This is a genomic window from Streptomyces sp. NPDC014991 (assembly GCF_043080665.1).
GTDB lineage: Bacteria > Actinomycetota > Actinomycetes > Streptomycetales > Streptomycetaceae > Streptomyces.
The window spans coordinates 45,750-58,091 of sequence record NZ_JBIBVY010000014.1; the positions used below are offsets into that span (position 1 = coordinate 45,750).

General features: G+C 72.3%; 9 protein-coding genes and 1 pseudogene. 4 read left to right on the forward strand and 6 right to left on the reverse strand.

The genetic code is table 11. The features are described 5' to 3' along the window. Nucleotides 1-20: 20 nt before the first annotated feature. Nucleotides 21-1,508: a cellulose binding domain-containing protein gene (locus tag ACF1BE_RS22080; protein WP_392200716.1), complete on the reverse strand. Its 1,488-nt coding sequence runs from the start codon at nt 1,506-1,508 to the stop codon at nt 21-23. A 262-nt stretch (nt 1,509-1,770) separates the two neighbouring features. Between ACF1BE_RS22080 and ACF1BE_RS22085 the strand changes: the two genes are divergently transcribed. After that, nucleotides 1,771-4,686, forward strand: a complete 2,916-nt coding sequence (locus ACF1BE_RS22085) for a glycoside hydrolase family 48 protein (RefSeq protein WP_392200717.1) — start codon at nt 1,771-1,773, stop codon at nt 4,684-4,686. 214 nt (nt 4,687-4,900) lie between these two features. On the opposite strand, the gene ACF1BE_RS22090 is transcribed toward ACF1BE_RS22085, so the two are convergent. From ACF1BE_RS22090 to ACF1BE_RS22100, 3 genes are all read right to left on the reverse strand, one after another. Then, complete coding sequence (locus tag ACF1BE_RS22090) at nt 4,901-5,506, reverse strand: hypothetical protein (RefSeq protein WP_392200718.1); 606 nt, start codon at nt 5,504-5,506, stop codon at nt 4,901-4,903. Between the two features lie 271 nt (nt 5,507-5,777). Next, the gene (locus ACF1BE_RS22095; RefSeq protein WP_392200719.1) at nt 5,778-6,563 is read right to left on the reverse strand and encodes a class I SAM-dependent methyltransferase; all 786 of its coding nucleotides are present in this window, start codon (nt 6,561-6,563) and stop codon (nt 5,778-5,780) included. A gap of 5 nt (nt 6,564-6,568) precedes the next feature. Further along, on the reverse strand, nt 6,569-6,874 hold the full coding sequence (locus ACF1BE_RS22100) for a 4a-hydroxytetrahydrobiopterin dehydratase (RefSeq protein WP_392200720.1): 306 nt from the start codon (nt 6,872-6,874) through the stop codon (nt 6,569-6,571). 164 nt (nt 6,875-7,038) lie between these two features. On the opposite strand from ACF1BE_RS22100, the gene ACF1BE_RS22105 reads away from it, so the two are divergent. The 3 genes and pseudogenes from ACF1BE_RS22105 (at nt 7,039) to ACF1BE_RS22115 (ending at nt 9,533) form a co-directional block, all read left to right on the forward strand. Next, a complete protein-coding gene (locus ACF1BE_RS22105) occupies nt 7,039-7,866 on the forward strand; it encodes a helix-turn-helix domain-containing protein (protein ID WP_392200721.1) in 828 nt (275 codons plus the stop codon). Nucleotides 7,867-7,968: 102 nt separating this feature from the next. Then, complete coding sequence (locus ACF1BE_RS22110) at nt 7,969-8,832, forward strand: helix-turn-helix domain-containing protein (protein WP_392200722.1); 864 nt, start codon at nt 7,969-7,971, stop codon at nt 8,830-8,832. Between the two features lie 222 nt (nt 8,833-9,054). Beyond that, nucleotides 9,055-9,533: pseudogene (locus tag ACF1BE_RS22115) on the forward strand (nitrate reductase molybdenum cofactor assembly chaperone). An 80-nt stretch (nt 9,534-9,613) separates the two neighbouring features. Here the strand turns inward: ACF1BE_RS22115 and ACF1BE_RS22120 are convergent. Continuing rightward, a complete protein-coding gene (locus ACF1BE_RS22120) occupies nt 9,614-10,039 on the reverse strand; it encodes an OsmC family protein (protein ID WP_392200723.1) in 426 nt (141 codons plus the stop codon). Between the two features lie 132 nt (nt 10,040-10,171). Further along, nucleotides 10,172-12,298 carry a phage holin family protein gene (locus ACF1BE_RS22125; protein WP_392200724.1) on the reverse strand — a complete coding sequence of 709 codons (2,127 nt, stop codon included), beginning with the start codon at nt 12,296-12,298 and terminating at the stop codon, nt 10,172-10,174. Nucleotides 12,299-12,342 lie beyond the last annotated feature (44 nt).

Here is a 12,342-nt window from a genome sequence, read left to right on the forward strand (position 1 = left end):
TAGTCCGTGGGTGCGGGTGCTTACGGGTTGAGGGCGCGCAGGTGGTCACGCAGCCCGGCGCCGTACGCGGTGGGTGTGCCGTCGTAGGCGGAGATGAGGGACGGCCCGGAGGAGCAGTCCCAGGTGTTCCAGGTCCAGCCCAGGTAGGACAGGTCGTGGGCGTCGAACCACTTCATGACCTGGTCGACGAACCCGTGCGAGCAGGTGTTCTCACCGATCTCCCCGGCGACCAGCGGCACTCGGGCCGCCACCGGGGCGAGCGTGGAGTTCCAGCAGCTCTCGGTCGAGCAGGTGTTGAAGTTGTAGCCGTGGTAGGCGGCGGCGAGATTGCCGGCCGGGTCGCTGGGCTGGTAGGCCGTCCACTGGCTGAGGTCGTTCGAGTACGCCAGACCGCCGGCCATGATGACGTTCCTGGCGCCGGTAGCGCGGATGCTGTCGACCAGGTCCTGCATGCCGGCGACCTCGTAGGAGATGCCGGGGCAGGTGCCCCCGTCCCGCCAGCACTTCCAGGCGTCCGTGGCACTGCCGGCCGCCCGGTCCGGGTACGGCTCGTTGAACAGGTCGAACACGGCGGCCCGGTCGTCCTTGAAGGTGTTCGCGACCGACGCCCAGAACGACGGGCTGTACTGCATGTCGGGCATCGGCTTCTGGCAGGTGGCGTGCACGTCGGAGCAGCCGGCCGAGTTGCCGGTGTACTGGCCGTGGGTCCAGTGCAGTTCGAGGATCGGCGTCATGCCGTGCGCCTCGACGCGGGCCGCCAGCTCCTTCACGGCGGTGATGTAGTTGGCGCCGGCGTACTCGGGTTTGACATTGGCGAGGCCCAGCCAGCACTCCTCGTTGAGCGGGATGCGGACCGCGTCGGCCTTCCAGTCGGCGATGGCCTTGACGGCGGCGTCGTCCACGGGGCCGTCCCAGATGCCGTAGCCCTGCACGCACATGAACTCGCCGCCGGAGCGGTTGACGCCGAGCAGGCGGCGGGCCCGGCCGCCGGCGTCCACGAGTGCGTTGCCAAAGACGTGCAGTGCGGGCGCGGTGCCGCCGGACGGGGGTGGTGTCGTGGGTGGTGGGGTCGTGGGTGGTGGGGTCGGGTCGGTGTCCACGTCGCAGGTCGTGCCGTTGAGCTTGAACACGGTGGGCGTGGCGTTGCTCCCCGACCAGGAGGCGAGGAACCCGGCGCTGACGCTCGCGCCGGTGCCGAGCCCGCCGTTCCAGCTCTCGTTGGCCGCGGTCACGGTGGTGCCGGACTGGGACCATGAGGCGTTCCAGCCCTGGGTGACCTTCTGCCCGCCGGTGAGGTCGAAGGTGAGCTTCCAGCCGCTCAGCGCGGCCCGGTTGTTGGTGATCTTCACCGATCCCTGGAAGCCGTTGTCCCACTGGCTGGTGACGGAGTACTCCACCGAGCACGCGGGCGTGGCTCCCTGGGCAGACACCACGGGGACGACCGCGCTCGTGACGAGCCCGATCGCACCCGCGGCGGCTAAAAGTACTGAACGCGGGGGGTGTCGCATGAGCGACTCCTTGCAGTTTGGCGCGCCGTGACGGACGCGTCGACTGAACGGAATCGCTCCCACTGGTGCGATGGAAGGTAGCGCCAAGTCGCCGCCGTGCCCAGGGGAGTTGCTCGACTTTTCTACGACCGGATCCGTCGAATCTTTTCGACTCTTCAAGCATCTTGACCGCCTCCGCCCTCGTCCCCACTATGGGAGCGCTCCCACTGGTTCAAGCCTTGACTTCTCCCCCAGCCGCACGCCGCAAGGAGGAACCAGCACCATGGATCCCGGACGCAAGAGCAGAGCCTGGCGGCGGTTGTGGACCGCGGTCGCCGCCGCCCTCGCCCTGCCGCTGTCGATGCTCGCCACCGGCACGGAGACCGCGCACGCGGCCACCGTGCAGTGCAGCGTCGACTACAAGACCAACGACTGGGGCTCCGGCTTCACCGCCGAGCTCACCCTCACCAACCGTGGCACCGCCGCCCTCGACGGCTGGACGCTGACCTACGGCTACACGGGCAACCAGAAGCTGTCCAACGGCTGGAACGGCACCTGGTCCCAGTCCGGCCAGACGGTCACCGTGAAGAACGCCTCGTACAACGGCACCGTCGCCGCGGGCGCCGCCGTCTCCACCGGCGCCCAGTTCACCTACAGCGGCACCAACACCGCCCCCACGTCCTTCGCGGTCAACGGCACCGCCTGCACCGGCGCCCACCAGCCGCCGGTGACCGTACTGACCAGCCCGAGCGCGGGCGCGGTCTACACCCAGGGCGAGGCGGTGCCGCTCGCGGCGACCGCGGCGGCGGCCGACAACGCGGCGATCGCCAAGGTGGAGTTCTACGACGACACCACACTGCTGGGCACCGACACGAGCGCGCCCTACTCGCTCGCGGTCTCCAGCCTGGCCGCGGGCAGCCATTCACTCGTGGCGAAGGCGTACGACAGCCTGGGCGCGTCCGCCGCGTCCACCCCCGTCGGCATCACGGTCGCCTCCGGACCCGCCGTGGTCGCCTCGCCCGCCCAACTGGGCGTCCAGCAGGGCAAGTCGGGCACGTTCTCGGTGAAGCTGTCGACGCAGCCGAGCGCCGACGTGACGGTGAGCACGGCCCGTACCGACGGCAACACGGGCCTGTCCGTGACGGGCGGTTCCTCGCTGACCTTCACCCGGTCGAACTGGAACACCGCACAGCCGGTGACCATCACGGCGGACTCCTCCGGCACCGGCGCCGCGACCTTCACCGCGTCGGCCACCGGTCACACCAAGGCGACGGTCACGGTCACGGAGCTGCCCGCGTCCAAGGCGTACGACGCCCGCTTCCTGGACCTGTACGGGAAGATCACCAACCCGGCCAACGGCTACTTCTCCCCCGAGGGCATCCCGTACCACTCGGTGGAGACGCTGATCGTGGAGGCCCCGGACCAGGGCCACGAGAGCACGTCGGAGGCGTACAGCTACCTGCTGTGGCTCCAGGCGATGTACGGCAAGGTCACCGGCGACTGGTCGAAGTTCAACGGCGCGTGGGACGTCATGGAGAAGTACATGATCCCCACCCACGCCGACCAGCCCACGAACTCCTTCTACAACGCCTCCAAGCCGGCGACGTACGCACCCGAGCAGGACACGCCGAACGAGTACCCGGCGAAGCTCGACACGTCCGTGTCGGTGGGCCCGGACCCGATAGCGGGCGAGCTGAAGAGCGCGTACGGCACCGACGACGTCTACGGCATGCACTGGATCCAGGACGTGGACAACGTCTACGGCTACGGCGACGAGCCCGGCAGGTGCGAGGCCGGACCGACGGCCACCGGACCGTCGTACATCAACACCTTCCAGCGCGGGCCGCAGGAGTCCGTCTGGGAGACGGTGCCGCAGCCCACCTGCGACGCCTTCAAGTACGGCGGGAAGAACGGCTACCTCGACCTGTTCACCGGCGACTCCTCCTACGCCAGGCAGTGGAAGTACACCGACGCCCCGGACGCGGACGCGCGCGCCGTGCAGGCCGCGTACTGGGCCGACGTGTGGGCGAAGGCGCAGGGCAAGGGCGGTGACGTCTCCGCGACGGTCTCCAAGGCCGCGAAGATGGGCGACTACCTGCGGTACGCGATGTACGACAAGTACTTCAAGAAGATCGGCAACTGCGTCGGACCCTCGTCCTGCGCCGCCGGCACCGGCAAGGACGCCTCGCACTACCTGCTGTCCTGGTACTACGCCTGGGGCGGCGCCAACGACACCAGCGCCGGCTGGGCCTGGCGCATCGGCTCCAGCCACGTCCACGGCGGCTACCAGAACCCCCTCGCGGCGTACGCGCTCAGCTCCTACGCCGACCTGAAGCCCAAGTCGGCGACCGGCGCGACCGACTGGAGCAAGTCGCTCCAGCGGCAGCTGGAGTTCTACCAGTGGCTGCAGTCGTCCGAGGGCGCGATCGCGGGCGGCGCGACCAACAGCTGGCAGGGCCGGTACGCCACCCCGCCGGCCGGCACGTCCACCTTCTACGGCATGTACTACGACGAAGCGCCCGTCTACCACGACCCGCCCTCCAACCAGTGGTTCGGGTTCCAGGCGTGGTCGATGGAACGGGTCGCCGAGTACTACCAGCAGACCGGGAACGCCCAGGCGAAGGCGGTCCTCGACAAGTGGGTGAAGTGGGCGCTGTCCAAGACCACGGTCAACCCGGACGGCACCTTCAAGATCCCCTCCACCCTCCAGTGGTCGGGCCGGCCCGACACCTGGAACGCGTCGAACCCCGGCTCCAACAGCGGGCTGCACGTGACGGTCGCCGACTACACCGAGGACGTCGGCGTGGCCGCCGCGTACGCCAAGACCCTGACGTACTACGCCGCCAGGTCCGGTGACGCGACCGCCAGGTCCACGGCGAAGGCGCTGCTGGACGGCATGTGGAACAACCACCAGGACAGCCTGGGCATCGCCGTCCCCGAGACCCGCAGCGACTACAGCCGGTTCGACGACAGCGTGTACGTGCCGAGCGGCTGGACCGGCACCATGCCGAACGGCGACGCGATCAACTCCTCGTCCACGTTCGCCTCACTGCGGTCCTTCTACAAGAGCGACCCGAACTGGTCGAAGGTCGAGGCCTACCTCAAGGGCGGCGCCGCGCCCGTGTTCACGTACCACCGGTTCTGGGCCGAGGCGGACATCGCCCTGGCCATGGGCTCGTACGCGGAGCTGCTCGAATAGTCCCCGCTGACGCTCCGCGTGCACGGCCCCGTCACCGGACGACGGGGCCACCCGGCCGGGCGGCCACCACCCGCACAGGTGGCCGCCCGGTCCGCGCGTCCGCCCGCCCGGGACGCGACCCGATCCCCCCGTGACGCCCACGACCCCGTAGTCGTTCGGACTCGGCGACCGGACCTGGGCGCTCACCCGCCCGGCCGCATCCCCGCCCGGCGTGTCACCCGACGGTCCCGGTGAAGATGGCCGCGTCCGACTCGAAGTCGGGGGTGACCTCGATCTGGACGAGCTTCTGGTTCTTCGGGAGTGCGCAGCCCCAAGGCACGTTGAGGGACCGGCCGGCGAGGAGCTTGGTCTCCGGGCCCCCCTCCAGACCCGCGTCCGAGTCGAAGACCGACTCGCTGCTCCTGCCGTCCTGCCCGTAGGAGCAGTTGACGGTGAGCTGGGTCGAATCGAATGTCGTGCTGCCCCCGTTGTGGAGCTTCACGGTGAACCGGAGATAGGACGTGTTCCCGGGTTCGCCGTACTCACCGGTGACGGACCGCTCGAACCCCGACAGACTGACCTCGGCGTCCGTCTCGTAGACGACGGTGTCGTCCAGGGCGTACACCCCGTCGTCGCTGTCCTCGGGCGCCGGCGGGGACTCGTCGTCGGCCGGGGTGGCGCCGTCGTCGACCGCGGCGGCGGTCTTCGTGACGGTCACGGTGGGCGCCGGCTCGGCTTCGGTGCCCGTGGCGACGCCCGCCGTCACCACCGCCGATACCACGGCCGCCACGGCGGCTGCCGCCACGGCGACCACGGCGGTGCGCGGTTTCCCCGGTGGCACGGGTGGAGGGACCGCCGGTCCGTAACCCGGCATGGGCGGTGGTGTGAGATCTGCGCTCATGGTCCCCCCAAGGACGTGTTGTTGATTCTTGAATGATCCCTCCAGGAAGCGGAATGTGAACACCCCGTGACGGAATCGTGTCCCGACCGGCCGGCCGCGACAGCTGGTCGGGACACGCCCGGGCCGTGGCGTCTCCCGTGGGCATGGGGGCGTGTGCGCGTGCGGGGGTCCCGTCCGACGTACGTCGTGAAGAGGCCGAGCAGGCCGTTCGTCAGTCCCCGTCGCTCGTGGGCGGGTTGTCGGGGTGTTCGCGGTCCTTCGGTCTCCGGAAGGCCAGTACGCCGAAACGCGGGTCGGGGCGCGGGCGGTCCTGGTCCGGGAGTCCGGCCAGGCGTGCGGCGAACTCCTCGGTGCGCGGCTCCCCCGGCGGCAGCAGGGTGAACCAGCCGCGGCGCAGGTCGGCGATGGTGCTACGGGGGCTGCGGCCCTGTCCGGCGCCGTGGAACGCGGTGCGGCCCGCCGGCCGGAACCCGTGCCGGAGGGCGTGGGCCGTCACGGCGCCGGCGGCGTCCGCGGCGGGGCGGCGCGGACGGGCGGCGAGGACGGCGTCGATGTCGCTGCCGACGTCGTGCGCGGCGGCCTTGTCGACGGTGGTGACGTACACCCCGCCGAGCCGCAGCACGCGCGCGCACTCGGCGACCACCGCCCGCACGTCCTGCGGGTCGTGCAGCAGGTGCAGCAGCCATACGGTGGTGACCGCGTCGAAGGTGCCGTCGCGGAAGGGCAGCCGGCGGCCGTCGGCCCGGACGATCGCGCCGGGCAGCCGGGCCGCGGCAGTGCGGACCATGGCCGGGGTGAGGTCCGCGCCGGTCACCCGCAGTTCCGGGCGGGCGGCGGCGAACCGCCGGGTCACGATCCCGGTGCCGCAGGCGACGTCGAGGAGGCGGCCCGGGCCGCCCGGTATCAGACCGAGGACGGCCCCCGCGGCAGCCGCGGCGCGGGCCTCGCCGCCGCGCAGGGCGTCGTAGCGGCCGGCTTCCTTCTCGTAGTCCAGCACATCGCTCAGTGTGCTCCGTGGCCCGGCGCGATGTCCTCCACCCTGCGGGCGAGAGCGAAGTCCTTCGCGGTCACGGCGCCGCCCGCGCTGTGGGTGTGCACGGCGAGGGACACGGTGTGGTAGCCGAGGGTGAGGTCGGAGTGGTGGTCCAGCTCGTCCTGGACACCGGCGATGTGCACGACCAGCGCCGCCGCCGCGAAATGCGAGGGGAGCCGGTAGGAGCGGGTCAGCCGGTCACCGTCGACCGACCAGCCGGGCAGTTCGGCGAGCCGGTCCTCGATCTCCTTCTGCGACAGCGGTTCCACGGCCATGGCCGGGCTCCCTTCGTGAGGTGCGGTGCGGGCGTCCTGAGGGGCTGTGCCGGAAACGGCCCGGCGGTCCAGCCTGCCACGGGAGGCGGCGGGCGCGGTACGGCGACGCGTCGGGGCGGGTCCGCCGCTCGATGACCTCGGCCGCCTCCACTAGGGTCGGCGGTATGACGATCGCCGCGTCGACCCCGGCCGCCTCCGCCGCCCTCCCCGGCAAGGGGGTCGGGCCGTTGCTGCGTGCCTGGCGGGAGCGGCGGCGGATCTCCCAGCTGGAGCTGGCGCTGCGCGCCGACTCCTCCGCGCGGCACATCAGCTTCATCGAGACCGGCCGGTCCCGGCCGAGCGACGAGATGGTGCTGCGGCTCGCCGAGCAGCTGGACGTGCCGGTACGTGAGCGCAACTCCCTGCTGTTGGCGGCCGGTTACGCCCCGCGCTATCCGGAGACCCCGCTGGACGACCCGGCGCTGGACGCGCTGCGCGACGGCATGGAACGCCTCATCCGGGGCTACGAGCCCTACCCCGCGCTGGTGGTCGACGCCGGGTACACGGTCGTCGCCGCGAACCGGGGCATCGCGATGCTGCTGGAGGGCGTACCGCAGGAGCTGATGACGCCGGCGCCGAACGCGATGCGCCTGACCCTGCATCCCGAGGGACTGGCGCCGCGCATCCGCAACCTGCGCGAGTGGCGCGGGCACCTGCTGGCGCAGATGGAACGGGAGATCGCCCTGCACCGCTCGGACCGGCTGCGCGCCCTGTACGAGGAGGTGGCGGCCTACCCGGTGCCCGAGGAGCCGCCCGGCGCTGAACCGGTGGAGCCGGTACCGTACTTCGCGTTGCCCCTGCGCATCGAGCACGACGGCCGGATCCTGTCGTTCGTGTCCTCGATCTCCACGTTCAACACGCCGATGGACGTCACGGTCGCCGAACTCGCCATCGAGACGTTCCTGCCGGCGGACCCCGCCACCGCCAAGTACCTGCACACGCTCGTCGGTTGAGGCGTCCGCCCGGCAGCCGGCCTCCCCGGGCACGGATACGGGACGGCGGCACATGACAGACTGCTGCCCGCGTACGTCGGTTGTGCAGGGGAGGGGCGTGGCGTGAGTGAACGGCGGGCTGCGCCCACGGTCGGTCAGGTGGTGCTCGGCAGACGGCTGCGGGAACTGCGCGAGGCGGCGGGGCTCAGCCGTGAGGAGGCCGCCCGCGTCCTGAGAGTGGCGTCGGCGACCGTGCGGCGGATGGAGACGGCCGAGGTCGCGCTGAAGATCCCCTACGTGCAGGTGCTGCTGTCCACCTACGGGGTGGCCGGGGAGGAGACCGACGCGTTCGTGCGGCTGGCCGAGGAGGCGAACCGGCCGGGCTGGTGGCAGCGCTTCCACGACGTGCTGCCCGACTGGTTCAGCCTGTACGTCAGCCTGGAGGGCGCCGCCCGGATCATCCGCTCCTACGAGCCGCACTTCGTGCCCGGTCTGCTCCAGACCGAGGAGTACGCGCGCGCCGTCATGGAGGCCGGGACGATCGGGCAGACCTCGCCGGAGACGATCGACCGGCATGTGTCACTGCGCATGGAACGGCAGCGGCTGCTGGAGCGGGACGACCCGCCCCACCTGTGGGTGATCATGGACGAGACGGTGCTCAGACGCCCGGTGAGTTCGCGGCCCCAGGTGATGCGGGACCAGCTGGACCGGCTGCTGGAGTACGGCGAACGCGACCGGGTCACGCTCCAGATCGCCGAGTTCGCGGCGGGCCCGCACCCGGGGACGTACGCGCCGTTCACGCTGTTCCGGTTCGCCGAGCCGGAACTGCCGGACATGGTGTTCACCGAGTACCTGACCGGCGCGCTCTACCTGGACTCGCGCCGCGAGGTCGCCACGCACCTGGAGGTGTTGGATCACATGACGGCCCGGGCCGGGTCCGGCCGGCGCACGCGGGAACTGCTGCGGGAGTACCGCGAGCGCCTGTGAGCCCGCGCCCCTTCCGGTATGACCCGTACGGGTCCGGGAACGGGTGCGTTCCGGGACGCGGCCCTAGGTTCCGAGTACGGGGGCGGACCGAGGGAGCGCACGTGACGGACTCGCAGACACCGCCCGGGGACCCCGGTGCGGTCCCGCTCACCGCCGGCCGCCTCCTCCGGCCCGGCCCGGCCCGGCCGCGCCCGGCACGGGCGGCCCGGTGCGGGAGAACTGATGCCCTCGGACGCGGTGCTCCACCAGGCGGCGGCCCTCTGTCCGACCTACCCGGACGACGACCTCATCGCCCGCCTGCCGCCGCTGCGCGAGGCCGCCCCGCAGCTGCGCGGGTTCACCGACCAGCGGCCGTCACCCCGGCCCGGGAGCCGGCCGCCCACTACGAGCGGCTCTTCGACGCCGGGCACCGGCACGGCCTGTACCTGAGCCGGTGGCGCGACGGCCCCACCCCGCGGCTCACGTCCCTGGACCGCTTCGAGAGCCTCTACCGCCGGCAGGGCCTGGTGTGCGACGGCGGACGGCCGCCCGACTTCCTGCCCGCGGTGCTGGAGTTCACCGCGCGGACCGGCGACACCGGCGTGCTGACCGAGTACCGCGACGGCCTGGAGCGGCTGCGCGCACGGCTGGCCGAGGACGGCACACCGTACGCCGGCGCACTGGACGCGGTGTGCGCCGCCCTGCCGACCGTGTACGGCTGAACGGGAACGGCAGGGCAGCCCGCCCGGAAGCCGCGATGCCGCGCCCCCGCCGGGGCGCGGCATCCGGGGACGGACGAGCGTCAGGCCAGCTCGGCCGTCAGGGTGATGGTCGTGCCGGTCAGGGCCTGGCTGACCGGGCAGTTCTTCTTGGCGTCCTCGGCGGCGGAGGCGAAGCTCTCCGCGTCCAGGCCGGGCACCTCGCCGCGCACGGTGAGGTGGATGCCGGTGATGCCCTCGCCCGGCTGGAAGGTGACGTCGGCCTTGGTCTCCAGCCGGGTGGGCGGGGTGCCGGCGCCGGCCAGGCCGTGCGAGAGGGCCATGGAGAAGCAGCTGGAGTGGGCGGCGGCGATCAGCTCCTCGGGGCTGGTCCTGCCGTTCGCCTGCTCGGCGCGCGAGGGCCACGACACCGGCTGCTGGCCGATGCCGGAGGAGTCGAAGGTGACGACGCCGTTGCCCTCGAGCAGGTTGCCTTCCCAGACGGTGTGCGCGGTGCGCGTGGTTGCCACGATGGTTCCTTTCGCGAGAGTCGCGTACGGGGTTCCCCGTGGTCCTATCCGATCACATCCGGGCTCGTCGCACGCTGCGGACGGCCCACGCGGCCCGAACGGGAGGCACGTCGTGCGGCGGACGCGGCCGGCTCAGGCGGCCTGTTCCTCCTCGGCGGCGGCGGTGAGCGGCACCTGCGGGCCGTCCGGTTCGCGCAGCCAGCGGCGCAGTACGCGGTGCACGTGCTCGGCGCCGGCCGGTTCCCCGCCGTCCTCGACCGGTGCGGACAGCTCCCTCGGGAAGAGCAGGAACGGGCGGGACTGGGCGCCGCCGAGGCCGCCGTGGGAGCCGATCTGTTCCTCGAAGGCGAGGACCTCGCCGTCGGCGGGGTCGTAGGCGGAGTTCACCATGATGTCCGCGGTGTGCGGGAAGGAGTGGGTGCGGCGGACGGCGTCGGCGGCACCGGGTCCGAAGGGGGCCAGCGGGCCGGGCTCGTCGTCGAGCCGGGCCAGCGGAATCTCGGCGCCGTCGGCGCCGAGCACCACGCCGTCGTGCTCGGCGCTGCGCACCAGGAGGAAGCCGATGCCGGGGTGGTTGGCGAGGGTGGTGAGCAGCGCGGGGTGGCGGGCGTCGATCTCCTCCCTGGTCATGCGGTGCGGGACGTCCGGGAAGGAGACCAGGCCGAGGTTTCCGGAGGCGAGCACGATCGGTTCGGACTCGCGGGCCGGGCGGACGTGCTCGCCCTTGTCCCGCTCGGGCCGGCGCAGTGCGGCGCGGACGGTGGCGCGGGCCTCGGCGCCGCTGCGGGTGCGTTCGGCCCGGCGGGGCACGGGCAGTCCGCAGCCGGCCCGTACAAGGTCGCCGAGGCTGAGGCCGTAGCGTGCGCGGAAGGTCTCGCCGGGGCTCTGTCCGTGGTCGGACAGGACGACGATCCGGTAGGGGCGCGGGGCGTGTTCGGCGACGCGTTCGATGAGTGCGAGGGACCGGTCGAGGCGCTGGAGGACCTTCTCGGCGTCGCGGCTGCGCGGTCCGGAGTGGTGGGCGACCTCGTCGTAGGCGACGAGGTCGGCGTAGACGGCGGTGCGGCCGGCGAGCATGTCACCCATGACCGCCGCGACCACGACGTCCCGCTCGATGACGGTGGCGAACGCGCGGATGAACGGGTACAGGCCGCCTCGGCCGACCCGCGGGCGCTGCCGGCGGACACGGGCCCGGGTCGACTCGCCGATCTCGCGAGCCACCTCGGCGACGAAACCGAGGGCGGTGCGGACGGCGTTGGCGGGGTCGCCGAAGTAGGCGAAGTACCCGGCGCGGGAACGGTTCGCCCGGCCGCGGCGGCGGATCGCGATCGACAGCACGAGAGCCTGTTCACCGGCGCCGCCGCTGAAGAGGTTGCCGCGGCTGGCGCCGTCGACGGCGAGCAGCCCCTCGTCACCGGTGCGCAGGACGGCCCGGCGTTGCAGCTCGGCGGCGCTCGTCGGGCGGTTGCACACCATCACCTCGCCCCGGTCCTTCTCGTACCAGCGGAAGGCCGGCACGTCGAAGGTACTGCCGTGCAGTATGCCGAGCTGGCTGGCGCCGGTCTGGCTGGACCAGTCGGTGCGCCAGGGCGTGAGGAGGTGGGTGGACCGTGCGCCGCCCGCCGGCTGTCCCCCGACGGCGCCCGGGGGTATGCCGTCCCCCGGGGACAGCCAGCGGGCGACCGTCGGCATCAGACCCTTGCGGACCGCGTCCACGAGGACGTCGTGCCCGACGCCGTCGAGCTGCACACAGACCAGCCCGGGGGCGCTCGGGCACGGCGGCAGGACCCGGCGGTCGCGGGTGGCGAGGCGGTGCAGGCGGCGCCGGTAGGGCTCGTCGTCGCGGACGGTGAGGGCCGCGCCGGTGGCGGAGGCGACGGCGGACATCACGGCGGCCACGATGACAGCGGTCTCGGGCGCGGCCTCGGCCCGGCCGGAGGGGCTGACGTACAGGGCGAGCAGCAGCAGGGAGCCGTTGAGGAAGAAGACCAGCAGGCCGAGGACGAGGGCGGGGACGAGCAGCAGGAGCCGGACGAGGAGCGGCCAGACCACGGCGGAGAGCACACCGAAGGCCCCGGCACCGCACGCGGCGGTCACGGCGATGCGGGTGGCGCTGTCGCCGTCGGGGGACTGGAGCCGGAAGTCGGGCAGGATTCCGGCGAGGGCCAGCATGGTGGCCGTGGAGACCGCCCACACGGCGATGCTCCGCCCGATCTGACCGGCGGTCCGCTGCCACCGCACGTCTCGTAGGCCCCGCACGCCCCGTACCCCTCACGTCCCGGCCCGCTCGACCTGTCGGGCCG